This window comes from Flindersiella endophytica (assembly GCF_054779015.1).
On record NZ_BAAGYY010000021.1, the window covers coordinates 1 to 25,208 of the forward strand.

General features: G+C 67.7%; 22 protein-coding genes. 7 read left to right on the top strand and 15 right to left on the bottom strand.

What is annotated here, in order from left to right; translation table 11 throughout:
* Positions 1-53 precede the first annotated feature (53 nt).
* The 8 genes from ACYVF6_RS24210 to ACYVF6_RS24245 form a co-directional block, all read right to left on the bottom strand.
* Positions 54-572 carry a hypothetical protein gene (locus ACYVF6_RS24210; RefSeq protein WP_460524791.1) on the bottom strand — a complete coding sequence of 173 codons (519 nt, stop codon included), beginning with the start codon at positions 570-572 and terminating at the stop codon, positions 54-56.
* Between the two features lie 32 nt (positions 573-604).
* Positions 605-4,678, bottom strand: coding sequence for an AAA domain-containing protein (locus ACYVF6_RS24215; RefSeq protein ID WP_460524792.1), 4,074 nt, complete (start codon positions 4,676-4,678; stop codon positions 605-607).
* 215 nt (positions 4,679-4,893) lie between these two features.
* Complete coding sequence (locus ACYVF6_RS24220) at positions 4,894-5,583, bottom strand: SDR family NAD(P)-dependent oxidoreductase (RefSeq protein ID WP_460524793.1); 690 nt, start codon at positions 5,581-5,583, stop codon at positions 4,894-4,896.
* 2 nt (positions 5,584-5,585) lie between these two features.
* A complete protein-coding gene (locus ACYVF6_RS24225; RefSeq protein WP_460524794.1) occupies positions 5,586-6,503 on the bottom strand; it encodes a cupin domain-containing protein in 918 nt (305 codons plus the stop codon).
* Positions 6,500-7,846: an amidohydrolase family protein gene (locus ACYVF6_RS24230; protein ID WP_460524795.1), complete on the bottom strand. Its 1,347-nt coding sequence runs from the start codon at positions 7,844-7,846 to the stop codon at positions 6,500-6,502. Before ACYVF6_RS24230 ends, ACYVF6_RS24225 begins: the two co-directional genes overlap by 4 nt.
* 44 nt (positions 7,847-7,890) lie before the next feature.
* Positions 7,891-8,883, bottom strand: a complete 993-nt coding sequence (locus tag ACYVF6_RS24235; protein WP_460524796.1) for an alpha-ketoacid dehydrogenase subunit beta — start codon at positions 8,881-8,883, stop codon at positions 7,891-7,893.
* Complete coding sequence (locus ACYVF6_RS24240; protein ID WP_460524797.1) at positions 8,880-9,899, bottom strand: thiamine pyrophosphate-dependent dehydrogenase E1 component subunit alpha; 1,020 nt, start codon at positions 9,897-9,899, stop codon at positions 8,880-8,882. Before ACYVF6_RS24240 ends, ACYVF6_RS24235 begins: the two co-directional genes overlap by 4 nt.
* Positions 9,883-11,208 (bottom strand): M24 family metallopeptidase, encoded by a 1,326-nt coding sequence (locus ACYVF6_RS24245; RefSeq protein ID WP_460524798.1) that lies wholly within the window; start codon positions 11,206-11,208, stop codon positions 9,883-9,885. The genes ACYVF6_RS24240 and ACYVF6_RS24245 overlap by 17 nt, the downstream gene beginning before the upstream one ends.
* A 118-nt stretch (positions 11,209-11,326) precedes the next feature.
* Here ACYVF6_RS24245 and ACYVF6_RS24250 point away from each other — a divergent pair, with 118 nt between their 5' ends.
* The gene (locus tag ACYVF6_RS24250; RefSeq protein ID WP_460524799.1) at positions 11,327-11,959 is read left to right on the top strand and encodes a helix-turn-helix domain-containing protein; all 633 of its coding nucleotides are present in this window, start codon (positions 11,327-11,329) and stop codon (positions 11,957-11,959) included.
* A gap of 15 nt (positions 11,960-11,974) precedes the next feature.
* Here ACYVF6_RS24250 and ACYVF6_RS24255 read toward each other — a convergent pair whose 3' ends face one another.
* The 5 genes from ACYVF6_RS24255 to ACYVF6_RS24275 form a co-directional block, all read right to left on the bottom strand.
* On the bottom strand, positions 11,975-12,601 hold the full coding sequence (locus ACYVF6_RS24255) for a response regulator transcription factor (RefSeq protein ID WP_460524800.1): 627 nt from the start codon (positions 12,599-12,601) through the stop codon (positions 11,975-11,977).
* Positions 12,602-12,733: 132 nt separating this feature from the next.
* Positions 12,734-13,411, bottom strand: a complete 678-nt coding sequence (locus tag ACYVF6_RS24260) for a DUF429 domain-containing protein (RefSeq protein ID WP_460524801.1) — start codon at positions 13,409-13,411, stop codon at positions 12,734-12,736.
* Between the two features lie 12 nt (positions 13,412-13,423).
* On the bottom strand, positions 13,424-14,143 hold the full coding sequence (locus ACYVF6_RS24265; RefSeq protein ID WP_460524802.1) for an aspartate/glutamate racemase family protein: 720 nt from the start codon (positions 14,141-14,143) through the stop codon (positions 13,424-13,426).
* A gap of 11 nt (positions 14,144-14,154) precedes the next feature.
* Positions 14,155-14,553 carry a DUF2203 domain-containing protein gene (locus tag ACYVF6_RS24270; RefSeq protein ID WP_460524803.1) on the bottom strand — a complete coding sequence of 133 codons (399 nt, stop codon included), beginning with the start codon at positions 14,551-14,553 and terminating at the stop codon, positions 14,155-14,157.
* 10 nt (positions 14,554-14,563) lie between these two features.
* Positions 14,564-14,995 (bottom strand): cupin domain-containing protein, encoded by a 432-nt coding sequence (locus ACYVF6_RS24275; RefSeq protein WP_460524805.1) that lies wholly within the window; start codon positions 14,993-14,995, stop codon positions 14,564-14,566.
* Between the two features lie 178 nt (positions 14,996-15,173).
* On the opposite strand from ACYVF6_RS24275, the gene ACYVF6_RS24280 reads away from it, so the two are divergent.
* The 4 genes from ACYVF6_RS24280 to ACYVF6_RS24295 all read left to right on the top strand — a co-directional run bounded on the left by ACYVF6_RS24280 (position 15,174) and on the right by ACYVF6_RS24295 (position 19,307).
* Positions 15,174-15,347 carry a hypothetical protein gene (locus ACYVF6_RS24280; RefSeq protein WP_460524806.1) on the top strand — a complete coding sequence of 58 codons (174 nt, stop codon included), beginning with the start codon at positions 15,174-15,176 and terminating at the stop codon, positions 15,345-15,347.
* 136 nt (positions 15,348-15,483) lie between these two features.
* On the top strand, positions 15,484-17,010 hold the full coding sequence (locus ACYVF6_RS24285) for a sugar ABC transporter ATP-binding protein (RefSeq protein WP_460524807.1): 1,527 nt from the start codon (positions 15,484-15,486) through the stop codon (positions 17,008-17,010).
* A gap of 161 nt (positions 17,011-17,171) precedes the next feature.
* Positions 17,172-18,209 carry an ABC transporter permease gene (locus ACYVF6_RS24290; protein WP_460524808.1) on the top strand — a complete coding sequence of 346 codons (1,038 nt, stop codon included), beginning with the start codon at positions 17,172-17,174 and terminating at the stop codon, positions 18,207-18,209.
* Between the two features lie 39 nt (positions 18,210-18,248).
* Positions 18,249-19,307, top strand: coding sequence for a type 1 periplasmic-binding domain-containing protein (locus tag ACYVF6_RS24295; RefSeq protein ID WP_460524809.1), 1,059 nt, complete (start codon positions 18,249-18,251; stop codon positions 19,305-19,307).
* Here the strand turns inward: ACYVF6_RS24295 and ACYVF6_RS24300 are convergent.
* Positions 19,258-20,637, bottom strand: a complete 1,380-nt coding sequence (locus ACYVF6_RS24300) for an MFS transporter (protein WP_460524810.1) — start codon at positions 20,635-20,637, stop codon at positions 19,258-19,260. The genes ACYVF6_RS24295 and ACYVF6_RS24300 overlap by 50 nt on opposite strands.
* Before the next feature lie 55 nt (positions 20,638-20,692).
* Here ACYVF6_RS24300 and ACYVF6_RS24305 point away from each other — a divergent pair, with 55 nt between their 5' ends.
* Complete coding sequence (locus ACYVF6_RS24305) at positions 20,693-21,310, top strand: CGNR zinc finger domain-containing protein (protein WP_460524811.1); 618 nt, start codon at positions 20,693-20,695, stop codon at positions 21,308-21,310.
* Between the two features lie 138 nt (positions 21,311-21,448).
* Positions 21,449-24,571, top strand: a complete 3,123-nt coding sequence (locus tag ACYVF6_RS24310; RefSeq protein ID WP_460524812.1) for a ThuA domain-containing protein — start codon at positions 21,449-21,451, stop codon at positions 24,569-24,571.
* Between the two features lie 88 nt (positions 24,572-24,659).
* On the opposite strand, the gene ACYVF6_RS24315 is transcribed toward ACYVF6_RS24310, so the two are convergent.
* Positions 24,660-25,061 (bottom strand): hypothetical protein, encoded by a 402-nt coding sequence (locus tag ACYVF6_RS24315; protein ID WP_460524813.1) that lies wholly within the window; start codon positions 25,059-25,061, stop codon positions 24,660-24,662.
* Positions 25,062-25,208: the final 147 nt, after the last annotated feature.

Below are 25,208 nucleotides of genomic sequence, written 5' to 3' on the forward strand. Positions count from 1 at the left end.
AGAATGTGTGAGTTGGCGCTTCACATCCTGCCGACGGAGACCCGCCCCACTCCCTAGACCCCGCTCACCCAGCCGACACCAACCTCACGAACCGCAACAGCTAGCGCATGCGCTCCGGCATCGGCACACAGCTTCGCCTCCTTGGCTCTCCGGCTGAGCAGATCGACCATCTTGCGGTCGGAGATCAGCTCCTCCAGCCGGGCCTCGAGATCATCAGGCACGACGAAGGCGATCTCTCCCGGATGTGCGCCCAGCGTTCCCAGCACGGGCCGCCCGCCAGCCGTGGCCACGGCCAAGCCCTCGGGTGTGAGCCACTGATTGACGACGTTCCGGAAGGCCTCGGACGTGACGCGGCCGTCCTCGTATTCGATAGGATCGCAGAGCCGGCAGACGAAGCGCTCTATCGCCACCAAGTCCGCCCGCCGCTCGAGCAGGGCATCGGTCAACCAAGGAACCCTCGGCGACCCGTCGTACCCGGGCGGATCTACCCAGCCTGCGTTCTCGAGCAGTGCCTCCAGTTCGTACCCGCGGCGCTCGTAAGCGCCCTCGATGTCGCAGGCGACCTTCGCCAAGCGTTCCAACGTGCGTGGATCCAATGGATGCATCAGCGTCCTCGCGAGTCTTGCTGTCTCAGGGCTAGGTCGAGAAACGGCTCCAGACGTGCTCGGATCTTCGATCCCTTCCGCTGGAATCCAAGTGTCTGAACCAGCTGGTCCAGGCGCTCCTCCCGGCTGAGCTGAAGCCGGTCGCCGAACAGCCAGCGCACGACGGCTCGCAACTCCGGATCCGAGAAGTCGGCGATCGACTGTCGTGGAACACCGATCAGCGGGCATGGTCCACGTGGATGTCCCGCACTGTCGTCGGCCGGCTCCGCCGCAGTGGACGGCTCTCGCGGAGGTGAGTCGCCCACGTGAGACTTCGCGGCGTCGGCGAGCGAGCACGCGTATTGCCAGGCCTCCAACAGCTTCAGGGTCTCTCGTTCCGGACTGGAGTACCACGCGGTCGACCAGAGCCGATAGAAGCGCCAACCCAGCCGCTCCAGATGGTCCTGCCTGAGCCGGTCTCGATCCCGCGCGCTCGGCCGGCTGTGGTAGCTGGCTCCATCGGTCTCGACAGCCAGTACGTACTCGTTGTGGCGGTCGCTGTGCGCAAGTGCGAAGTCGATCCGGTACCCGCCAACCCCCCACTGCGGGACGGCGGGTACACCGGCCTGACCGAGGGCGGCGTAGACCTCCTGCTCGAAGGCGTTGAGCTCCACCTCCCGAGGCCCCTCCACCGATCCGGTCGAACCACCCCGACCGGCTGTCTGGAGGAACGTGTGCAGCAGCTTCGGCCCACGATGTTTGCTCCCGCTCGGGTCGAAGTCACCCGGCGATATCGAGCTGACGACGTGCATCTTTCGCCGGGCTCGCGTGACAGCGACATTCAACCGTCGCTCACCACCCTCGTTGTTGAGCGGACCCCAATGCATGCTCGCCCGCCCTGTCGCGTTCGTTGCGTACCCCAGGCTGAGGACGATCACGTCGCGCTCGTCGCCCTGAACAGTCTCGATGCTCTTGACGAAGAACCGGTTCTTCACCCCCCTGTCCTCGGAGAAGAACGGGTCGAGCTCCGGCTCGGCCTTCCGCAAGGTGTCGATGTGCCGGACGATCCGATCCGCATGGGCGGAGCCGAACGCGATGACGCCGAGGCTCTCGCCGGGACGGGTGCGGGCGTGATCGAGGACGAGGTCGGTGACCTTCTCGATCTCTCCTACGGTCGACCCCGCCTCCCCCGGCACGGGGGTGCCCTTCGTCGTGTGCAGGACTACCGGAGGTTCCTTGAGCCGCCCTGGGAACGTGACGAGCTGGCGGTCGTAGATCTCCTCGTTGGAGAACGCGATGAGCCTCTCGTCCTGGCTGCGGTAGTGCCACACCAGGCGCTCGTTACGCAAGACCGGTCTGAGAACGCTGAGTATCGACTCGAAGTTCGCGAAATCGTCCGCCGGATCGTCTTCATCCTCGTCGCCGGCCTCGCCTGCGAGTTGCCGCTCGAACACGTTCGTCGGCGGGAGCTGGCACTCGTCGCCCGCGATGACCAACTGCTTGCCCCGCATGATGGAAGTGACGGCTTCCTGGGGGCGTACCTGGCTCGCCTCGTCGAATATGACGACGTCGAACAGCTCACGGGGTGGGAGGGCGCGACTGACGACCAATGGCGACATCGCCCAGCAGGGGTGGAGAGCAAGGAGGACTTCGGCGTTCTCCTCGACGAGCCGTCGAAGTGGCTTGTGCCTTGCCTTCTTGGCGGCTTCCTTCTCGATCCTCTCGCTCTGCTCAGGATGCGCGTCACGCGCCTGGCGCAGCCTTCTGGCGACCTCGAAGCGAACCCTTGCCTGGTTGAAGTAATGGTGCTCCATTTCGAGCTTCCGGAACTCTCCGACGATCCGCGACTGGTCGTCACCCGCGAACCGGCCCAGCGCGGGCACGGTGAAGCGGACTTCGTCCAGGAAGGTCCGCAACCATGCCCGCTCGAACTCGGCACAGGCTTCGTCCGCGCTCGGCGACTTCTCGGCAAGCGAGGCGAGCAGCGCCGCCAGGCCAAGCTCTCCCAGATTGGTCGCGAGCGCGGTGAGCTCTGGTAACCGAAGCAGGTGGTCGCGTTCTGAGTACATGCGATCCGCGAGAACCTGGAGCTGCTCCGCCGGTTGGGAGTCGACGTCGTTCAGCTGCCCGAACGCAGCCACCGCGGCCAACGATGTGCGCACCGTTTCGTAGGTGCTCAACGCCTCCCGCAGGCCCCGTACGGCAGCCGGTCCGCTCCCACTGATCGACCGTTCCCGCCAGGCAGTCCGCTGCGACACCGCGGCGTCGAACCCGGCGAACACCGCGTCGCGGTCGAGCTTCGGCACACCGCACGCTTCCCTGGCGTCCCGCACCAGGCGGCGACGCTGCCAAAAGCCGATCGGCCTGCGGTTCGCCCGACGCCACTGCCTTGGCGCCACGGCATAGCGCCAGTCGTCCAGCCGGTCGCCGAAGACCTGTTCACCGAACCGTTCGAGCGTCGCACGGACGTCGTCCAGCAGCCGCAGAACGTCCTGCCAGCCCTCGAACGTCTGTGGCGTACGCAGCCCGGCACGCTGGAGAAGAGCGGCGAGCTCCGCCTGGGCGTCGATGAAGGCCCTTCCGGCCAGGCCGTCGACCTTGACAGCTGTGTCGCGCGCCGTCGAGTCGTTTGCCTCCAGTACGTTCGACCACACCGACTGGCCGGCCTTCCATCGCCAGCCGTAGCCGTCGTCGGCGGCGAACCTGGCCAGTGCCTCGCGAACGAGCTCCCGAGTCCGCTGATCGAATCGATCAATGAACGCCCGCGGTACGTGCGTTCCATGCTGGTCGAGCTTCCGCGACGGTGCGAGACGAACCATCGCGTCATAGGCGCTGATTCCCCAGGGTTGGCGGTCCTTGTGCAACTCATCCACGTACTCAGCCAGAGCGGCCCTGCGTTCGGTGAGCCTACGATGAGTTCCCCGGTCGAATGGTTCGGTCTGCCGTCTAGCCACCTTCAACGCCTCGGCCAACTGCCGCGCGATCTGGCGCCGAGTCTTGCGGCTGTCATGCAGGTCGAGAACCACATGGCCCAGGTCGACGGTTTGGAGGCGCTCCACAACCGCCTGGATGGCGGCAAGCTTCTCCGCGACGAACAGGACCTTCTTTCCGCGCGCGGTGAGCTCCGCGATGAGATTCGCGATCGTCTGGCTCTTACCAGTGCCCGGAGGGCCGTCGATCACGACGTTTCCGCCGGTCAGCACGGCATAGATGGCACGTTGTTGCGACGAGTCCGCATCCAGCACCAGGTATTCGGATGCGACGTCGACCTTGTCGCAGCCGAGGAAGTCTCCGCCACGGACCTTTCGTATCGCCGCCTGCGCTTCGTCCACCCCGGCGCAGGCAGCAACGACATCGTTCGCCGCCAATTGACTCAGGGCACCCTTGAGATCGTCGACCATCGCCAGCTTGTCGAAACTGAACGCACCCGCCACAACCCTCTCCCGCAGGTCGACGGACAGGCCCTGGTTCCGTAGCGGATCGGCAACGACGGTGAAGATCTTCATCACCTGATCAGTGACGGAATCCGTCTCGTTGAAGATCTGGTCGACCGCATCCTTGATCACCTGCACGGACTCGATGCCGTACATCTCCTGCAAGGCGTACAGCAGGATGGGGTTCAGCTCTGGATCGCCGACACACTCCAGCGTCAGGTCGGCTTCCGCCGCTCCCGACGCGGAGATCTTCAACGGCCTCAGCACCAGCGGCGAAAACAGGGCGAACTGCCCGCGTCCCAACCGTGTGGACGACATGCTGGGCGAGGGGACATCGAGCAGGCCGCACGCCAGCCGACCGACCTCCAGACCCTGCTCTTCCTCGAACAGCAGGAACCTTCTGCGGAGTGCCGCCGCCCGGGCGCGGGCTTCGCCATATGCCTTCTCGGCCTGGAAGAGTTGCCGCAGGCGTACCTTCTTACCATCCAGCAGGCGCAGGAGAGCCGACTCATCCGCTCCGCTCACATCGAGTGTCGAAGTCTTGTAGTCGCGGTATCGAAGTAGCGGGTTCCGCGCACTCAGTTCGACGAGTAGCCGAACCCAGTCGTCCGCCTTCTCGCGGACCGCCGACAACCGCGCGCTGTTCTCACCGGCCAGCATTACGACCTCCCTCCCGGTCGCCTTACCAGCCGCCCCTCAACGAGCGACGCTCGCCGTATTCAGGCGAACACAGTAGGCTACCCCAGTCATTCGCGTACCCATGAATGTCTGAAACCAACCCGGAAGGTTACGCTCCGGTCGCAATGATTGATCACGACTTGTCAATTGTCTGAACTAATCCGACAAAGTTGCCTATACGGCTCACCGGCTCCTCGTCAGCGCCAGCCGCCGTCGACGACGAGGTTGACGTCGTTGATGGAGGGGTTCTCCAGGAGGAAGACCGCGGCGCTCACGATGTCGGCCATCTCCGACAGGCGGCCGGTCAGCGTGCCCGAACGGAAGGCCTCGAGCACGGCCGCCGGCTTCTCCGACCAGAACGGGCTGTCGCCCACGATGCCGGGGTGGAGGGAGTTGACGCGGACCGGCGCGAGCTCGACGGCGAGGGTGCGAACCATGCCGAGCACGCCCGCGTTCACGGTCGAGACCGTCGTCGAGCCGGGGTACGGGCGGACCCGAGCCTGGCCGCCGAACAGCAGCACGGCTGCCCGCTCCGACAGTCGCTGCCGCAACGCGTGCACCACCGCGGTGTAGCCCACGAGCTTCAACGTCACCAGGTGCATCGCCTGGCCGATGTCGTACTCCGCTATGTCGTTCTGGTCACGGTCGATGGCCGCCAGCACGAGCGAGTCGACGGCCCGGACGCCGACCAGTGCGGCCGAGATCTGTTCGGGTGCGGACAGCTCGAGCCCGATGCCGCTCACGTTGCCGCCCAGTTCGGCGGCAACGCCCTTCGCCCGTTCGGGATCGCGGCCACTGATCACGACGTCGTGTCCTCCGGAGGAGTAGTGCGCCGCGATCTCCCGGCCCAGGCCGGAGGTGCCGCCGACCACCAACACGCTGGACATCGCTAGTTCCCTTCCAAACGCTGGCGTAGATAGGTCCAGTCCCGTACGAACCGGTACGAGTGCCGGCCGGGTGGCTGCGGCGCCTGGGTCTCCAGCCACCGCAGCGGAGCGTCTCCGACGTTGCGGAAACCGTGCACGCATCCGACGCCCGCGAATGCGATGTCGCCGGCGCCCAGGCGATACTTCGCCCCGTCGAGCTCCGCCTCGACCTCGCCTTCGAGGAAGAAGTACGTCTCCTCGAACGGATGGTCGTGCGGGCCGGCCACGCCGTCGGGGTCGTAGTGCACCATGAACATGGTCGACAGCTGTGCGCCGAGGTCGGAGTCGACCATCATCTTCACGGTGATCCCGCTGTAGACCAGCAACGCCGTACGCATGCTGGCCGACAGCGCGAGCTTGTCCTGCGTCTGCTGGCCGACGTCCATACTCGCCGCCGAGATGTGCCCGAACAGCCGGTTGCGCGGATCCCTGACGTCGATGGGCTCGGCCGGCCTCGAGCCGAAGCCCGGCACGACGTAGGTGTCGCCGCCGAACAGCTCACGCGGCTGCGGCGCCAGCATCTCCGCCCAGCGCGCGGTCCCGCTCTGACCCTCGTCGTTCCCGTCGTCGCCGTCGTTGCGCCACGCGTGTGGCGTCCCGGTCGGCAGCAAGCCGTAGTCACCTGGCCCGAAGCGGTACGCACCCTCGGCCGTCTCCAGTACGGGCGATCCCTCCACGACGTAGAAGGACTCCTCGAACGAGTGGACGTGTGCGGGCACCGAACCGCCTGGTTCGAGAGCGCAGATCCCGAACCCCGTGTGTACGGCAGCGCTCTCGTCGACGGCCGTCCATCGGCTGAAGCCGGACGCCGACCGCGCCCAGCCCGCCGGAACGTCGTAGTGAGCGGACTCCGTACGGCAGACCAGGTGACGGCCGTTCATTCCTTCGCCGCCGTCTGCCCGACGAGGTAGTCACGGGACGCGTCCACCAGGCGCAGCGCCTTGTCGACGTCGGCGAGCAGCTTCCCGTGCTGCTTGCGTACAACGCCGTCGACGAGGACCGTGTCGACGTTCGACACGTCGGCGCTCAGCACGACCGCCGCCACGGGGTCGAGCACCGGCGCCATGTTGAGCTTCCGGGCGTCCAGCAGGATGATGTCGGCCCGCTTGCCGGGCGTCAGCGATCCGGTCTCGCCGGCCAGGCCGGCGACGTGTGCACCGTTGATGGTGGCCATCTCCAGCATCTGCCGTGCTGTCGGCATCGTCTCGGGTACGGGCACGTCTGCTTCCCAGGACGCGGCGTTGACCCGGGCCCGTTCGCCCGCGAACGCCGCGCGCATGTTGGTGAACATGTCGCCCGGCGCTGTCGTCACGACGTCGATCGAGAACGACGGCGGCAGGCCGTACTCCACGGCCTTCATCACCGGCGGCCAGCCGTGCCCCATCTGGAGCTCGATCTGGGGCGCGATCGAGATCGTCCCGCCGGTGTCGGCGACCAGCTGCCACTCCTCCTCGCTGAAGTAACAGCAGTGGATGTACGTCGTGTCCGGGCCGAGCAGCCCGAGGTTGTGCAGCTGCTTGATCATGCCGAACCGGCCGGCCAGCCGGCCCATGCCGACGTGCACGGTGATCGGGATGCCGAGCTCGCGCGCCAGCGTCCACTCCGAACGGACGACGTCGTCCTGGCAGAAACCGGGACCGCGGGTCGCCAGCCCCATCGTCAGCATGCCTGTGTCGGAAGGGATGTAGGTCTCGCGGATCCGGCGAACGTCGTCGCCGGGAATGGCGATCTTGCTCTCGAACCAGTAGTCGGCCAGCGACGTGTTCGCGCTGCCGTAGGCGTAGCGCACCCGGATTCCCGTTTCCCGCAAGGCGTTGATCGCCGCGTCGGGATGGTCCGGCGTGTTGTTGATGTGCGACCAGTCGACCAGCGTGGTGATGCCCGCGTCCAGGCACTCCAGTGAACCGGCGAGGTTGGACGCGTAGACGTCCTCGGCCCGGTAGTGCGGAGCGAACGTGTCGAGGATCTCGACGAAGTAGTCGTCCAACGTGGCGTTCGGCGCACTGCCGCGGATCGCGGCCTCCCAGGTGTGCCGGTGGGTGTCGACGAAGCCCGGCAGGACGATGCAGCCGGTCGCGTCGATCACGTCGGCGTCGGCGCTGAGATCGGCCTCGACGGCGACGATCCGGCCGTCTTCGATGAGTACGTCGGCCCCCGGCCGGTCGCCGAGGGCGGGATCCATGGTGAGTACGTGACCGCCTCGAATGAGCGTACGTGTGCTCATGACGGTGACTCCTTGGTGTTGGTGCTGAAGTTGACGAGGAACTACTAGAAGGCGGCCAGCCGTCGAACCGTCTCGGCCAGCTTGTCGACTGTGGGAATGACTTGTTGTTCGAGGCGATCGGCGAACGGCAGCGGCACACACTCCGCGGCGACCCGGCGGATCGGAGCGTCCAGCGCGCCGAAGCCCTCGTCCGCCACGATCGAGACGAGGGTGGCGCCCCAGCCGCCTTGGTACGGGTTCTCCTCGACGACGACCAGCCGGGACGTCCGGCCCACCGAGTCGAGAACGGTGCGCACGTCCAGTGGGACCAGGCAGCGCAGGTCGACCACCTCCGCCGAGATCCCTTCCTGGGCGAGCGTCTCGGCTGCCGACAGCGCGGTCGGAACGGTCGAGGCCAGCGCGACGATCGTCACGTCCGAGCCCTCTCGTACGACGGCCGCCTCGCCGAGCGGCACGACATGGCCGGGTGGAGCGGCCGGCCCTTTACTCGCGAACAGCCCCTTGTGCTCGAAGAAGACCACGGGATCGTCGCTGCGGATCGCCGACGCCAGCAGGCCCACCACGTCGGCCGGTGTCGAGGGCGCCGCGATCTTCAGCCCTGGAACGGTGAACGCCCAGTTCTCGGTCGCCTGCGAGTGCTGCGCACCAAACCCCAGCCCACCACCGTTGGCCGTCCGGATCACCAGTGGAACGGTGACCTGCCCGCCGGTCATGTACCGCACCTTCGGGATCTCGTTGGCGAGGTAGTCCCAGCAGCAGGCGAGGAAGTCGGAGAACATGATCTCGGCGACAGGTCGCATCCCCGTCATCGCCGCACCCATCGCGGCACCGGCGATCGCCTGCTCCGAGATCGGCGTGTCCCAGACCCGTTTCGGGCCGAACTCCTTGAACAGGCCGACCGTGGTCTTGAACACCCCTTCCGCCGCGCCGATGTCCTCGCCGAGGCAGACGACGGTCGGGTCGCGGCGCATCTCACGGGCGATGCCCTCGGCCACCGACTCGCGGTAGGTCACGTCGCCGGCCAGGTTGCCAGTCATGTCGACCGCCACGTCGCGCTCCCATCCGCCCAGACATCGGTGAGCGCCTCGGCCGGGTCGGCGTCCGGCGCTGCCTTCGCCCCTTCGACGGCGGCCGCCACCTCCGTACGCGCGCGCTCGTCGACCTGGTTGATCTGGTCGTCGCTGACGCCTGCCTTACGCAGGTGGAGGCGGGCGACGTCGAGCGGGTCGCGTTCGAGCCAGCTCTCGACCTCCTCCTGCGGCCGGTACTTCGCCGGATCGGAACGGCTGTGACCGTAGTGCCGGTAGGTCCGCGCCTCGATCAGCGTCGGCCCGTCGCCTGCCCGCGCCCGCTGGACGGCGGTTTCCACGGTCTGCTTGACGATCAGCACGTCGTTGCCGTCGATCAGCTCGCCGGGTATGCCGTAGGCGGAAGCGCGGTCGGCCGCGGGGTTGGGGACAGCGGTGACGGTGGCGATCGGTGTGTATTCCATGTAGAGGTTGTTCTCGCAGACGAACAGCACCGGCAACTTCCACACTGCCGCGAGGTTGAGTGCCTCGTGGAACGCACCGATATTCGTCGCTCCGTCGCCGAAGAACGCCACCGCCACCTGGTCGGTGCCGCGTAGGGAGGCCGACCACGCGGCACCGACGGCCATGGGCAGATGTGAGCCGACGATGGCATACGACCCGAGCATGTTGCGGTCGGCCTTGGTGAGGTGCATCGATCCGCCCTTGGCCTTGCACATGCCGGTCGCCTTGCTCATCAGCTCTGCCAGGCACTCCAGAGGCGACGCACCGCGAGCCAGCGCGTGGTGATGCCCGCGGTAGGTCGCGAAAACATAGTCGTCCGAACGCAGGGCCGCGCTCGTACCGACGGCGACGGCCTCGTGCCCGGCGGCCAGATGCGTTGTGCCCTTGACGAATCCGGCCATGAACTGGTCGTGTGCCGCCTTCTCGGTCAGCCGGATCAGGACCAGCTGCCCGTACATCGCCAGCAGGTCGGCCGGGTCCGCCGGGTCTTCAGGGCGCGGCGGGTCAGTCGCGGTGGCCATCGAGAGCAGACTTTCCGGTGTTGAGATGCGACTGCGACTCCCGCACGGTGTTGAGCGCGCCGCCGGCCGTCCAGTACTTCCGGCCGGCGACCAGCAGCTCCTCCGCGGGGAACTTCGTGATGACCTCGCAGCCGTCGGCGGTGACCACGACCTCTTCCTCGATCCGCGCGGCCTGCCAGCCATCGCCGGCGGGCCAGTAGGTCTCGAGGGCGAACAGCATGCCCTCGCGCAGGACCTCGGGGTGGTCGAGCGAGACCAGCCGCGAGAAGATCGGCTTCTCCCAGATCGCCATGCCGACGCCGTGGCCGTACTGCAGCGCGAAAGCCGCTTCCTCGTTGGGGAATCCGAACTCCTCGGCCCGCGGCCAGACCGAAACGATGTCGGCAGTCGTCGCGCCGGGCCGGACCAGCGCGATCGCGTTGTCCATGTATTCCCGGCAACGCGTGTAGGCGTCTCTCAGGGCGGGCGAGGCGCTGCCGACGGCGAACGTACGGTAGTAACAGGTGCGGTAGCCGAGGTGGCTGTGCAGGATGTCGAAGAACGCGGGATCGCCCGGGCGGATCAGGCGATCGGAGTAGACGTGCGGATGTGGTGAGCAGCGTTCGCCGGAGATGGCATTGACGCCTTCGACGTACTCACTGCCGAGCTCGTACAGCACCTTGCTCACCAGGCCGACGCACTCGTTCTCCTTGACGCCTGGTCGCAGGAACGCGTAGAGCTCCTCATAGGCCGCGTCGACCATGGCACAGGCCTGGGCCAGCAGGGAGAGTTCGTCGTTGGTCTTGATCGCGCGGGCCTCCAGGAACACCTGCTGGCCGTCGACGATCTCGAGTCCGCGGGCCTGCAGGGCGAACAGCACGGGTGGCTCGATCAGGTCGACACCGACGGGCTCGTTCTGCAGGCCGTGTTGCTCGAGCTCGTGATGGATCTTGCGGGCGACCTCCTCGGCGATGCCGGCGTTCGGGTTGAACGCGCCGCGCAGCGTCGAGATCCCTGCCCTGGCACGGTTCTCGCCGTCGAGCCACGGGTTGTAGAGCTGGTGGTGCTTGGCCGCCGAGCCGAAGTCCCAGACGATCGGCTCCCCTCCCCTGGGCAGCAGGGCGAAGCGGATGAGCTTGTCCATACCCCAGGTGCCGATGTGGGTGGCGGTCATGTAGCGGATGTTGGAGAAGTCGAAGGCGAGCAGGGCGCCGAGATCGGACGCTTCGAGCTGGTCGGAGAGGCGCTGCAACCGCTGCTCGCGCAGACGGTCGAGATCGACGCGTTCCTCCCAGTCGACGGCATTCGACCCGTATGTGCGAATGACCATTCGGCGTCACCTCGATCCGGGTGGTGGGGATCGTGCTTGCCAAGCTAGGTCCGCACTACGAGTGTGTCAAGTATTCTTGAACGGCTTTGTTAAGTAATACTGCACAACCTGGGAGGAAATGGTGGAGATGCTGTCGCTCGGGCAGCGGGTCCGGGACGCCCGGCTCCGAACCGGATTCAGCCTGCGTAGCTTGGCGCGGGACGCCGGCATCTCGGCGTCCATGCTCTCCCAGATCGAGACCGGCAAGAGCAGCCCGTCGGTCAGCACGCTGTACGCCATCACGTCGGCGCTCGGGATCTCCATCCAGGACGTGTTCGACGTGGCTGAACAGCCAGTCGAGGAGGCGCTGGCCGCGCCGGAGACTCCGGTGACGCTCTTGCAGACGCTCGGGCTGTCCCGTGGCCGCCGGATCGGGCCGCACGTCACACCGGCCGACCGGCAGGCGCTCACACTGGACACCGGTGTCTGCTGGGAGCGGCTGGGCGAGCTGCCGCCGCATCCGGTGGACTTCCTGCTCGTGACCTACCCGCCGGGCGGTACGTCGTCGAGCACGGGTGGGCTGATGCGGCACCCGGGCTCGGAGTACGGCTTCCTGGTGTCGGGCGAGCTCCAGCTGACGCTGGGGTTCGAGGAAATCCGGCTGCGCTCCGGCGACGCCATCTCCTTCGAGTCGACGACGCCGCACAGCTACCGCAACGTCAGCGAGGAGCCCGCGGTCGGTGTGTGGTTCGTGATGGAGCCTGCGCGCTAGCCGTGCCTAGATCGTCTAGACGAGACCCTCGCGTACCACGTAGGCGACGGCGTGTGCGCGGTTGCGTAGCTGCAAGCGGGACGTGACGTCGCGGATGATGTTCTTGACTGTTCTTTCGGAGTACGACAGCTGCCGCGCGATCTCGACGGTGTTCCAGCCCTCGGCGACCAGCTTGAACACCGCCAGCTCGCGCTCGGCGAACCCCGCGAACGTCAGACCGCGCGGCGCCAGCGTCTGCCGCTGCAGCCGGGCGACCTGTTCGAGCAGCCGGCCGAGCAGTTCCGGCGGAACCGTTCCGTCGCCGTTGGCGGCTCCCCTCAGCACGGCCACGAGCCGTTCCGGCGAAGCGTCCACCCATCGCAGCAGGCCGCAGCTTCCTGCCTCGATGGCTTGCAGCAGCTCGTTGTCCTCCAGCTGCGTCGCGACAATGACCACCTTCGCGCATCCGCCGCGGATCGTCGCGCGAATCGTCTGACATACCTGATCGGTGATCCGATCAGCGACGACGATGGTGACCATTGGTGTTTCGGTCGCGCCATCCTCGATCAGCCGTACCTCCGGCCGGTAGCGGAGCTGGCTGATGATTCCGGCGCGCGAGATCGGATCGTACGCCGTCACGGTCGTCGCTATCCGGTTGCTCACTGCGTGACCCCCTGATGTTCATCGCACCGATTTGCCCAGATTCAAGAGCGGATGAACCCGCACGGCAGCAGCGTAAGGTTCCTGACATCGGGCGAGTACCCGTAGAACTACCTGGATTCGCAGTGCGCCGTGTTACACCCAGATAGAGGGAAACCCTTGCGGCGCGGCCGGGAGCGTACGTGCCTGCCCTTCGGCCACCCGCCGGGCGGTCCAGGCCGCGGCCGCGGCGTCGAGCACGTCGTCGACCCCTGCCCGCCGGCCGGCTCTGCCGAGGTCGGCCGGCAGCTGGATCCCGGCTTCGGCAAGCAGCCCTCGCCTGCACTCGATGCCTGCCCAGGTGTGCTTGCTGGCGGTCAACGGCTTGCCGGCCAGCTCCTTGAAACTCACCTCAGGATGCACCTCGACGACGCGCCATTTCGCCTCGTTACTCCAGTCTTCGACCTCTTTGATTCGCTTCCGCAGCCCGAAAGCCTGCACGGAGATGCCCTTCTCTCCGTTCTTCCGGCACACCTCGAGGGCAACGACATAGCTTCGTGCCTCCAGCGCCGCTCGGGTCGGCGTCATGAACACCGACGATCGCAGTGCGCCGATCTCTTCGCGAGCGAGCACGTCTGCCTCGCGATATCCCTTGTCCGGAGGACCGATCGGGATATCGATGGCCACGACAGTCACGCCACCTTCCGCATCGGCCATCACGACCAGTTCGTCGATGCCGGGCGCGACATACGCGTCGATCCGGTCAGGCCCCAGGGCGATGCCGATCCAGCCACCCTTGCAGGCGTCCACTCCGAGCACTCGTTCGCGCGTCATCACGCGCTCCCCTCACTCGCCGGAGAGTGCGAAGTCTACGGCGGCTCGGGCGTGGATGGCGGTGGTTGGGTAAAGCCGATCGTCTGTCCCCGGTGGGACCAGCAGCTCGATCTCGGTGCAGCCGAGGATGACGGCCGTCGCGCCCGCGGTGAAGAGGCCGGCGATCACGCGGTCATAGGCCTGCCGCGACTCCTCCCGCACGATGCCGCGTACCAGCTCGTCGTAGATGACCTCGTGCACCAGGTCGCGATCTGCTCGCGGCGGCACCAGCACGTTCAGCCCGTGTTCCTGCTCGAGGCGGCCGCGGTAGAAGTCGGCCTCCATGGTGTAGCGGGTGCCGAGCAGGCCGACCGCCTGATGGCCGTCGGCGCGCAGGACCGCGGCGGTGGCGTCGGCGATGTGCAACAACGGTACGTCGATCGCGGCCGCGATCTCGTCGGCCAGGCGGTGCATCGTGTTGGTGCACAGGACGATGACGTCAGCGCCCGCACGTTGGACGTCCAGCGCGGCTGCGGACAGCAGCGCTCCTGCCTCCGCCCACGCACCGCGCTCTTGCAGCGCCTCGATCTCGGCGAAGTCGAACGACAGCATCACCGACGATGCGGAGTGTGTGCCACCCAGCCGGTCACGCACCGCTTCGTTGACAAGTTTGTAGTAGAGCGCCGACGACTCCCAGCTCATGCCGCCGAGCAAACCGATCGTACGCATCCGGCCGGACAACCGGCCAGACATCCGGGCAGACATCAGCGCAGCCGTCGCCGGCCGGCGAAGCCGAGGTCGGTACGGTGGTACCACTCCAGGGCGGAGTCTCCCTCGAGCCAGCACAACAGGACGGGTACGCCCTCGAGCTCGGACGGGCTGCACATATTGCGGCTCCGCCGCGTGGCAACCAGCAACGGCGCCAGGCCTTTCAGCTCCGCCCCGGTCTCCTGCACCTGCGTCAGCAACTCGTCAAGCCTGGCCTGCATCGCCTTGAACTCCGGCAGGCCACCAAGCGATGTCGGCACACCGCCGCTCCCGCCCTCCGTACCGAGCGACGCTCCCAGCTCGGCGGCGTCCGCGCGCAGCCGGACCACCTCATGGAGTACGGGCAGCAGTCGCGCGAGCTCGTCACGAGCCTCGTCCACCGTGAACAACGCCATGGCGCCCAGCCTATTGGAGCAGCTCGCAGCCGTACTCCTCGAACAGCGCGCGCACGGCGTCCGGCTCGCGCGCGCCGCCGCTGTGCAGGTTCTTCAGCAACGCGTTCGTCTGTGCCGACATCACCAGCACGTAGCGCGCCGGCTCGGTGTCGGGGTTGCCGAACGTGTGCGACAAGCCGCGCGGGCCGACGATGCCCGACCCAGCCGGCACGTCGTAGTCGAGGCCGTCGATCCGCAGCCGGAGCGTTCCCTCGAGGACGTACCACGCCTCGTCGTCGGAATGGTGGATGTGCAACGGCGCCTGCCACGCGGTCTCCGCGCCCGTCCGCCCGTCGGCCTGCCACTCCGCGAGCACCAGGCCCGACCCTTCCGGCGCCACCGTCCGGCCGAGCAGCGGAACCGCCGCGAGGTCGTCTCTCCGGTCCGATCCTGTGTCGTTCATGCGCAATAGTTAACCCAGACGTGAACATAGTGTCAAACGGCGCCGCTTTCTGCTGAGATGTCCCCCGTGACCGACCCGACCGACCCGACCGCTCCGCCCGCTCCGCAACGTCAAGGTCCGCAACCTCGAGCACGACAACCGCGTCTCACTCGCACTCGAGGACGGCGTCCATCCCGTCGTGGCCGAGGGCAGCGCGGAGATCCTGCGCGGCACTCTTCCGGCAGACGTCGTCAAGGCGTTCGCGGAGAAGTACGGCGGCTGGGACATCACCACCCCGTTCGAACGCGGCGGCGCCCGCGTCCTCCTCCGGATCCCCGTCCGGCGCTGGCTGCTCGCGGGCACCGCCCAGTGAACGACACCCGCTGAACGCGGGCCGGATCCAGCCAAACGTTCGGAACTATCGGCCGGTTCCGGACAGCGGATATCAGAGTCGACCATGACCGTGCACGCTCCGCTTACGTTGACGATGCGACAGAGAACGGAGCCCGATGCCCACCGATTCGACCGCAGGCGTGCTGCTGGAAATGCGCGACATCGTCAAGCAGTTTCCTGGCGTGCGCGCGCTCGACGGTGCCAACCTCGCGGTCCTGGCCGGCGAGGTGCATTGCCTGCTTGGCCAAAACGGCGCCGGCAAGTCGACGCTCATCAAGGTGCTGGCGGGCGCGCAACGTCCGGACCAGGGTGAGCTGATCTGGCAGGGCGAGCCGATCGAGCCACGCAACCCGACCGACGCCATGCGGCTCGGCATCGCGACGATCTACCAGGAGCTGGACCTCGTCGAGGGCCTCTCCGTCGCGGAGAACATCTTCCTCGGCCACGAGCAGAGCACCGCCGGCTTCGCGCTGCGCACCAGGACCAACCAGGCCGCCCGTGACCTGCTCGCCCGGCTCGGCCACGGCGAGATCCCGCCCACCCGCGAGGTCGGGCGGCTGTCGGCGGCGGGCCAGCAGATCGTGAGCATGGCGCGGGCACTGTCGCACGACGCCCGGCTGATCGTGATGGACGAGCCGTCCGCCGCGCTCGCGCACGACGAGGTGGAGAACCTCTTCCGAGTGATCCGCGACCTGACCGCCGCCGGCGTCGCGGTGCTCTACATCTCCCACCGGCTTGACGAAATCCGCCAGATCGGCGACCGGCTGACGATCCTCAAGGACGGCCGGACCGCGGCCGAAGGGCTGCCCGCGAAGACGACGTCGACCAGCGAGATCGTTTCGTACATGACCGGACGTACGGTCGAGTACGCGTTCCCGGACCGGCCGCCGCTGAGCCGCCTGGACGGCGCCGAGGTCGTCCTGCGGGCTGAGGACCTGAGCCTGAAAGGCGAGTTCGAGAACGTCAGCTTCGGTGTCCGAGCCGGTGAGATCGTCGGCCTCGCCGGTCTCGTCGGCTCCGGAAGGTCGGAGATCCTCGAGACCATCTACGGCGCGCGCAAGCCCACGACCGGCCGCGTCTACGTGCAGGACCGCGCGCTGCGCCCCGGCAGCGTCTCCGCCGCCGTCAAGGCCGGCATCGGGCTGGCACCCGAGGAGCGCAAGAGCCAAGCCCTGTTGATGCACGAGCCCATCTTCAGCAACATCACGCTGTCGTCGCTCGCCCGCTACAGCGCGGCGGGCTTCCTCGACCGGAGGCGCGAGATCGCCGACTCCGGCGAGCAGGCCAGGGCGCTCGATCTCCGGCCCGCCGATCCGCGCCGGCTGATCCGTACGCTGTCCGGCGGCAACCAGCAAAAGGCCGTACTGGCGCGCTGGTTGCTGAAGGAGTGCCGGATCCTGCTGCTCGACGAGCCGACCCGCGGCGTCGACGTCGGCGCGCGGGTCGAGCTCTATCAACTGATCCGAAGGCTCGCCGACGAAGGCGTGTCCGTCGTCCTCGTCTCCAGCGAGGTACCCGAAGTCCTCGGTCTCGCCGACCGGGTACTTGTCGTGCGGGAAGGCCATCTGATCCACGAAGCCGACGCGCGCGACCTCGACGAGTCCCAGGTCCTCGACCTCGTGATGGAAGGAAGCGCCGTCTAGGGGTGTCCAAGTGGTAGGGGCGGATAGCGAGGACGGTCATCACGCCGGGCTCGCAAGGCGGAGGAGGAGTTAACAGCGGTGTTCTATTGGCGACGACGACAACGCAGCGAGCGTGGTGTGAGGGCCGCCGCAGCCCGTCCCTACCGCTTGGAGGCCCCCTAGTGTCCACTCCCGCGGCTTCGCCGACACCGGCCGGGCCGGGCAACGGCATCGGCAACGGTGGCTCCAACGGCCTGCTGGTGCAGCTCGGCCGGGCAGCCGAGGTGCGCAACATCGGCCTGATCACCGTGCTGGCCATCCTCGCCGGCATCGGCGGGCTGACCAGGCCCGCGCAGTTCTTCACCACCGGCAACCTCGTGACGTTGCTGTTGCTGGCTTCCACGATCGGCGTCATCACCGTCGGCATGACGTTCGTCATCATCGGTGGCGGGATCGACCTGTCCGTCGGCGCGGTGATGGCGCTGGCGTCGGTGTGGGCGACGACGCTCGAGACCCAGTCGTACGGTCCGATGGTCATGGTGTGGACCGCGCTGATCGTCGGAACGCTGACCGGGTTGGTCAACGGCCTGCTGATCGCGTACGGACGGGTGGTCTCGTTCATCGCGACGCTGGCCATGCTCGCCGGTGCCCGTGGGCTCGCGCAGTTCCTCTCCGACCGCAAGACCCAGCTGGTACGTCCGGAGGCCGCCGCGATCAACGAGCTGGCCGACACGCGGTTCCTCGGTCTGCCGTTGCTGGTCTACATCTTCCTCGGCGTCGTCGCGGTCGGCTGGGTCGTGCTGAACCGCACGACGTACGGCCGTCGTACGTTCGCCGTCGGCGGCAACCCGGAGGCGGCGCGCCTCGCGGGCATCCCGGTCAAGCGGCACATAGCCTCGCTGTACGCGCTGTCCGGCCTGTGCGCCGGCGTCGCGGCGGTGATGATCATCGCGCGTACGACCACGGGATCCAGCACGCACGGCGAGTTCTACGAGCTCGACGCGATCGGAGCGGTCGTCATCGGCGGTACGTTGCTGAGCGGTGGCCGCGGCACGCTGATCGGGTCGATCCTCGGCGTTCTCGTCTTCACCACGTTGACGAACCTCTTCATCCTGAACCGGTTCGAAACCGAGATCCAGAACATCGCCAAGGGCGTCATCATCGTTCTCGCGGTACTCGTCCAGCAATGGCTGTCCCGGCGAGCCAACAGCAACACCTGAGGCCAGGTATGAGGCCACATATAAGGGAGGACAGGACTCATGGTCGATCGACGGTTTTTCCTGCTCGGCGGTACGGCGATCGGCGCGGCCGCGGTGGTCAGCGCCTGCACCAGCAACGACCCGGCGGCCGTGCAGAACGAAGACAAGGGCAAGACGACGCAGCCGGCCGCCGCGGGCACCGACAACGACAAGCCCGGCAAGAAGGTCACGATGGGCTTCCTCGCACCGGCCGCCGACCACGGCTGGATCGCGGCGATCGCCCAGAACGCCAACGAGACGGCCAAGGGCTACTCCGACATCGACTGGCAGGCGGTCGAGCCGACCAGTGACATCGCCCAGCAGATCGCGGCGGTCGAGTCGTTCATCAGCAACAAGGTGGACATCATCGTGGTGCTGCCGCAGGACGGTGCCCAGCTCAACTCCGTTGCCCGCAAGGCGATGGACGCCGGCATCCCCGTGGTAAACCTCGACCGCATCTTCCCGGAGAAGCTGTCGTACCGCACGTGGATCGGCGGCGACAACTACGGCATGGGTGTGTCCGCGGGGCACTACATCGGCAAGAAGCTCAAGGCAGGCAACGTCTCCAACCCGGTCATCGCGGAGATCGCCGGGATGGACGAGCTGCCGTTGACGCAGGAACGCAGCAAGGGCTTCAAGGACGCGCTGGCGACGTACGGCTTCAAGGTGACGGCCCGGCAGGCGGCCCGCTTCACCGTCGAGACAGGTGAGGCGGTCACGCGTAACGTCCTGCAGGCCGAGTCGAAGATCGACGCGATGTGGAACCACGACGACGACCAGGGCATCGGCGTGCTCGCGGCCATCAAGCAGGCCAGCCGCGACGACTTCTTCATGGTCGGCGGCGCGGGCTCGGCCAACGCGATGCGCGAGATCAAGGCGGGCACGGGCGTCCTGGAGGCCACCGTGACCTACAGTCCGACGATGGCGGCCTCGGCCATCAAGCTGGGCCGGCTGATCGCGCAGGGCAAGGGCATGAGCGACCTGGTGGAGAAGCAGGTGCCGGCGTCGATCACGCTGGCCTCGGAGACCATCACGAAGGACAACGTCGACCAGTACATGTCACTGGGCTTCGAGTCCTGATCGTTCGAACGCTGACCAGACCGGCAACGGCGATCGCGGCGGCCGCCACGAATCCCAGCCGGTAGCCCGTCATCGGCGCGGCGGACGCCACCAGCGGGGTGGCGACCGCCAAGCCGAGCGCGGTGCCGAGCTGTGCCGTCGAGTTGAGCAGGCCGGCGGCGACGCCTCGTTCGGCGGCTGTGACCTCGATCGAGCCCACGGTGGTCGACGCCACCGAAGCCGTCCCGAGCCCGGCGCCCAGCAGGCTGAACGCGCCCAGCAGTGTCATGGCCGGCAGCCCGGACGCCGGCAACGTCAGCAGCGTCCCGATGCCGGCCAGCACACCGCAGAATCCCGCGACCAGTGCTCCGCGTTCGCCGGCTCGCTCCAGCACGCTCGGTGCCAGCAGCGAGCCGCCGATGACGGCGAGGTTGAACGCGGGAAACAGCACGGCACCCCGCAACGGCGGCAGGCGAAGGGTGTCCTGCACGTAGAGCACGACGGCGAGCATGGCGGGCGTGGTCGAACCCGTCAGTGCGGCGGCGGTGAGGTTGCCGCCCACGACGCCGGGCGTTCGGATCAGGCCGCCGGGCACCAGCGGTGCGCGTGCGCGGCGCTCCACGCGGACGAAACCCGCCAGGGCGACGGCAGCGAGGACGACGGCTGCCCAGCCGGTCCAGCCAGTGACATCCTCCGCGAGCCTCGACAGTCCGAGCGTGCCCGCACCGATCGCGAGCGTGATCCAGACCGCCCCCGCCACGTCGAGCGGCCCGGACCGCGGCGGGCGGCCATTCCCGAGCAGGCGCCGGCTGACCAGGAAGGCGACGACCGCGACCGGCAGGTTGACCGCGAACACCCAGCGCCAGCCGGCCAGCTCGGTGAGCAGGCCGCCGAGTACCCATCCGCTCCCGCCGCCGACGGCACCCGCCGCGGTCCACCAGCCCAGCGCGACCCGGCGAGCGGCATCGCCCAGGTGCTCGCTCAGGGCGGCCAGCGCCGCGGGTGACAGCAGCGCGGCACCGGCGCCCTGCGCGACCCGGGCGGCGACGATCGTCCCCGGCGTGGACGCGACCGCACAGACCATCGAGGCGGCACCGAACAGCATCAGTCCGGCGCGGAACGCGCGACCCGCCCCGATGAGGTCGGCGATCCGGCCGCCGAGGATCAGCAGCCCGGCCAACGCCACGGTGTACGCCGTGATCACCCAGGTCACGCGCGCCGCTGCGAACCCGAGGTCGCCGCCGATCGCCGGTAGCGCGGTGGCAACCACCGTCACGTCCAGCACCACCACGAACTGGGCGACGCAGAGAACGCCGACAACGACCCGGCTGTTTCCGGTGAAATGCCTCATGCTGGAAACACTCGCATGACCTACAGAGGGCGGTCAACTGGTAAAGTTGGTTTTGATGGAAACAGTGGACGAAGCTGTACGTGAGCTGCCGATCCTCGGCGGCCAGCTGGGGCTGGACTTCGCCAACACTGTCGACGACCCGCTCGGTCCACGCCGGCACGACCACGTGGCCGACTACGCGGATTTGCTGGCGTGGGCGCGACGGGTGTCGATCGTTCCTCCGCGGACCGCCGGAGACCTGGAGCGTGCTGCCGAGGCGCACCCCCGCCGGGCCACCGCTGTCGTCCGCCGGGCCGCCGCACTTCGCGACGCGCTGAACGAGACGTTCGGCGCCCTGGCCGACGGCCACTCCCCCGCCGCCGGCTGGCAACGGCTCCGGCCGTACGTCACCACGGCACTGGCGCACGCCACGCTGCGTTCCGACGGCGATCTGGTCAAGCCCGCTTGGGAGTTCGCCGAGCTGGAGTCACCGCTGTGGCCGGTCGCGCAGGCGGCGTACGACCTGCTGACAAGTCCGGACCTGCGCCGCCTGAAGCGTTGTGCGGGTTGCCCGTGGCTGTTTCTCGACCAGTCGAAGAACGGCAGTCGCCGCTGGTGCTCGATGGACGACTGCGGCAAACACGAGAAGATTCGCAAATACGTCACTCGGCGCGCGGAGCGCCGCCGCGGCTGAGCGATACCGGCCACCCGCGGCGGATCGATTGCAACGGTCGCTGATCGCGACGACACTGATGCCCTGATCGATCACTGATCCGAATGGAGCAACAGCAGCGCGCATTCTTCACACACCACAGCAGAAGGGGAGCTTGCTGTGAACATTCGCCATGCGGCCGCCCTCACCCTGGCCGCCACCCTCGCTGTGCCGCTAGCCATGGCCACGCTCATGCCTGGCACGGCCAACGCGGCACCCGCGTTCGACGTTCTCGTCTTCTCCAAGACCGCGGGGTTCCGGCACGACTCGATTCCCGACGGCATCGCGATGGTGCAGCGGCTCGGCGCCGCGCATCGGTTCAGCGTCGACGCGACCGAGGACGCGGCCGCGTTCACGCCGGAGAACCTCGGCAAGTACGAAGCCGTTATCTGGCTGTCGACCACGGGCGACGTGCTCGACGACACCCAGCAGGCAGCGTTCGAAGGCTACATCCAGGCCGGCGGCGGTTACGTCGGCATCCACGCCGCGTCCGACACGGAGTACTCCTGGCCGTGGTACGGAAACCTGGTCGGCGCCTACTTCCAGAGCCATCCGGCGATCCAGCCCGCCACCGTCAAGGTCGAGGACCCGGTTCACCCGTCGACCAGGCAGCTGCCGGCCCGCTGGCAACGTACCGACGAGTGGTACAACTACCGCGCCAACCCGCGTGGCAACGTGCACGTGCTCGCGGAGCTCGACGAGAAGTCCTACACCGGTGGCGGAATGGGCACCGACCATCCGATCGCCTGGTGCCAGGACTACGACGGCGGGCGGGCCTGGTACACCGGCGGCGGGCACACCAAGGAGTCGTACACCGAGCCGGCGTTCGAGCAGCACGTGCTGGAGGGCATCCGCACCGCCGCCGGCGCGAAGGCCGCCGACTGTGGCGGCACCGACTGGTCGAACTACGAGAAGGTCACGCTCGATGACAACACGCTGAACCCGATGGCGCTCGCCGTCCTTCCGGACGGCCGGGTGCTCTACGTCGAGCGGCTCGGCGAGGCCTGGGTGTGGAAGCCGGACACCGAGCAGCGGGTCGCGGCGGCGACGTTCGACGTCTTCACCGACTTCGAGAGCGGGCTGCTCGGCATCGCGGTCGACCCGAAGTTCGCCAGGAACAAGTGGGTCTACGTGTACTACTCCCCCACCGGGATCGACGTCGACCGGCTCTCGCGCTTCACCATGCGCGGCGACACGATCGACCTGGCGAGTGAGAAGGTCGTGCTGGACGTACCGGTGCAGCGTGTGACCTGCTGCCACCACGGCGGTGCGCTGGAGTTCGGCCCGGACGGCACGCTGTATCTCTCGACCGGCGACAACAGCAACCCGTTCGAGTCGCAGGCGTACGCGCCGATCGACGAACGCGCCGGGCGTGAGCCGTTCGACGCACAGCGGTCGGCGGCCAACACCAACAGCCTGTCGGGCAAGGTCCTCCGGATCCGGCCGAGCGCACGCGGCGGCTACACGATCCCGCTCGGCAACCTGTTCCGGCCGGGCACACCGAAGACGCGGCCCGAGATCTACGCGATGGGGCTGCGCAACCCGTTCCGCTTCGGAATCGACAAGAAGACCGGCTACATCGCGGTCGCCGACTACGGTCCGGACGCCAACCAGCCCAGTGCGACGCGCGGTCCCGAGGGGCGCGTGGAGTGGAACCTGATGAAGCGGCCGGGCAACTACGGCTGGCCGTACTGTCACGGCGGAGCGGCGTACAACGACTACGACTTCGCGACCGGCGTGTCCGGCGCGCTGTTCGACTGTGCCTCGCCCGTCAACGAGTCGCCCAACAACACCGGCCTCGTCGAACTGCCTCCCGTCATCCAGCCGGACATTTGGTACGGCCGGCTCAACAACAGCCCGACGCCGGAGCTCGGCACCGGCGGCGCGCCGATGGGCGGACCGGTCTATCGCTACGACCCGAAGTTGCGTTCGGATCGCAAGTGGCCGGCGTACTGGGACGGCAAGGCCATCTTCGGCGAGTGGGGCCAGAACCGGATGTACTCGTTCCAGCTCGACTCGCAGTCCACGCTGGTCGATGTCAATCAGATCTTGACGACGATGCAGTTCCAGCGGCCAATGGACTTCGACTTCGGTCCGGACGGTGCGCTGTATCTCATCGAGTGGGGCAGCGGGTTCGGCGGCAACAACGACACGTCGGGGGTCTACCGGATCGACTACGTCAAAGGGAACCGGTCGCCGATCGCGCAGGCCGCGGCGGATCGTACGTCCGGCTCCGTTCCGTTGACCGTGCAGTTCTCCGGCGCCGGCTCGCGCGACCCGGACGGGCAGCCGATCACGTACGCCTGGGACTTCGACTCCAACGGAACCGTCGACTCGACGGCCGCGAACCCGTCGTACACGTACGCGTCGATCGGCAACTACACCGCGCGGCTGACGGTGACCGACACGTCGGCGAAGACAGGCGTCGCGAACGTGCCGATCGTCGCGGGCAACACGGCACCCACGGTGTCGTTCACCTATCCGCCCGATGGTGGCCTGTTCTCGTTCGGCGACCACGTGCGTTTCTCGGTGACCGTGACGGACCCGGAGGACGGCACGATCGACTGCGGCGAGGTCACGGTCGCGACGTCGCTCGGGCACAACGACCACGACCACGGGTTCGAGACCTACCCCGGCTGTTCGGCGGTGGTCGAGACGCACGGTGAGGACAGCCACGGCGAGGAGGAGAACCTCGTCTACGTACTGACTGCTTCCTACACCGACCACGGCGGCCCGGGTGGCGCGCAGGCCCTGACGACGCGCGAGGTCCAGATCCTGCAGCCGAAGCGCAAGCAGGCGGAGTTCTACACGACGACGGGCCGGGTCCCGGGCGGCGCGGGCGACGGAGACCCCGGCGTCCAGCGCGAGACGACCGGTGACGTGGAAGGCGGCTTCCAGAACATCGGCTTCATCGAGGACGGCGACTGGTTCGCGTTCAGCCCGCTGAGCCTGCTGAACGTGGACGCGATCTCGTTCCGCGCCGCATCGGCCAGCGACGGCGGAACGATCGACGTACGCGCGGGCGCACCGGACGGTCCACTCGTCGGCTCGGTGGACGTGCCGAACACGGGTGACTGGCAGACCTACAACACCTACACGGCAACACTGACCGACCCACCGGCGGACGCGGGGTCGCTCTACCTGGTGGTGCGCCGACCGGCGGGCAGCACCAACACCGGCGGCGTGCTCAACGTCAACTGGCTCGACTTCACCGGCGCCGGAGTCACGGAACCGGCGACCTAGCGCCGTTGCGTTGCCTGGTCGTCTCTGGGCCGTCCGGGTCCTTTGGTCCCGGACGGCCTTCTCCGCATGGGCGAGACGCCCCCAACCCCTACCCGAACGGACTGTGGCGGCGGTCGTACGCCTCGGACCGTTGGAGCTCCGCATGCGCTCCCTTGGTCAGGAACCGGGCGACCGCCGTGCCGAGGACGCTGCCCACCAGCAAGCCGAGTCCGACCCACTGCGGACGATAGTCCGGGCGGCAAGCAAACCACACCATGAGGCCCGCGCCGCCGCTGCCGCCGACCACGATGCAGATGGCGAGCATCCCGTAGCTCATCCCCCTGGCCTCCGCCGGATACAGGGCCGAGTGCAGGAACGCGACAACAGGGACGGCCAGCAAGGCTGGGACGAGAAGGCCGAGGAAGTAGCCGAAGAGCGGGTATCCGTACTCCACGCCCCGCAGGTAGCCGACGACCGAGCCGACGGCGGCGACGCAGCCATACGTGAGCACGGTGGTGGACTCGGCACGAAGCTGGCGATCAGCCGAGGCCGTAGCTAGGGCGTGTTTCGAAGTAAGGGAAGCCATTCGTTGATGGCGGTGATTTCGAGGATGGCTTGGTAGCGGGTGGAGAGTTTGTCGTAGCGGGTGGCTACGGCC

What these genes read in the sequence shown, in the direction of transcription:
- ACYVF6_RS24275 (WP_460524805.1), bottom strand. Translation starts at nt 14,995, where the DNA reads ATGAACGACACAGGATCGGACCGGAGAGACGACCTCGCGGCGGTTCCG.
- ACYVF6_RS24260 (WP_460524801.1), bottom strand. Translation starts at nt 13,411, where the DNA reads ATGACGCGCGAACGAGTGCTCGGAGTGGACGCCTGCAAGGGTGGCTGG.
- ACYVF6_RS24285 (WP_460524807.1), top strand. Translation starts at nt 15,484, where the DNA reads ATGCCCACCGATTCGACCGCAGGCGTGCTGCTGGAAATGCGCGACATC.
- ACYVF6_RS24265 (WP_460524802.1), bottom strand. Translation starts at nt 14,143, where the DNA reads ATGTCTGGCCGGTTGTCCGGCCGGATGCGTACGATCGGTTTGCTCGGC.
- ACYVF6_RS24270 (WP_460524803.1), bottom strand. Translation starts at nt 14,553, where the DNA reads ATGGCGTTGTTCACGGTGGACGAGGCTCGTGACGAGCTCGCGCGACTG.
- ACYVF6_RS24300 (WP_460524810.1), bottom strand. Translation starts at nt 20,637, where the DNA reads ATGAGGCATTTCACCGGAAACAGCCGGGTCGTTGTCGGCGTTCTCTGC.
- ACYVF6_RS24220 (WP_460524793.1), bottom strand. Translation starts at nt 5,583, where the DNA reads ATGTCCAGCGTGTTGGTGGTCGGCGGCACCTCCGGCCTGGGCCGGGAG.
- ACYVF6_RS24230 (WP_460524795.1), bottom strand. Translation starts at nt 7,846, where the DNA reads ATGAGCACACGTACGCTCATTCGAGGCGGTCACGTACTCACCATGGAT.
- ACYVF6_RS24235 (WP_460524796.1), bottom strand. Translation starts at nt 8,883, where the DNA reads ATGACTGGCAACCTGGCCGGCGACGTGACCTACCGCGAGTCGGTGGCC.
- ACYVF6_RS24305 (WP_460524811.1), top strand. Translation starts at nt 20,693, where the DNA reads ATGGAAACAGTGGACGAAGCTGTACGTGAGCTGCCGATCCTCGGCGGC.
- ACYVF6_RS24295 (WP_460524809.1), top strand. Translation starts at nt 18,249, where the DNA reads ATGGTCGATCGACGGTTTTTCCTGCTCGGCGGTACGGCGATCGGCGCG.
- ACYVF6_RS24225 (WP_460524794.1), bottom strand. Translation starts at nt 6,503, where the DNA reads ATGAACGGCCGTCACCTGGTCTGCCGTACGGAGTCCGCTCACTACGAC.
- ACYVF6_RS24240 (WP_460524797.1), bottom strand. Translation starts at nt 9,899, where the DNA reads ATGGCCACCGCGACTGACCCGCCGCGCCCTGAAGACCCGGCGGACCCG.
- ACYVF6_RS24250 (WP_460524799.1), top strand. Translation starts at nt 11,327, where the DNA reads ATGGTGGAGATGCTGTCGCTCGGGCAGCGGGTCCGGGACGCCCGGCTC.
- ACYVF6_RS24245 (WP_460524798.1), bottom strand. Translation starts at nt 11,208, where the DNA reads ATGGTCATTCGCACATACGGGTCGAATGCCGTCGACTGGGAGGAACGC.
- ACYVF6_RS24215 (WP_460524792.1), bottom strand. Translation starts at nt 4,678, where the DNA reads ATGCTGGCCGGTGAGAACAGCGCGCGGTTGTCGGCGGTCCGCGAGAAG.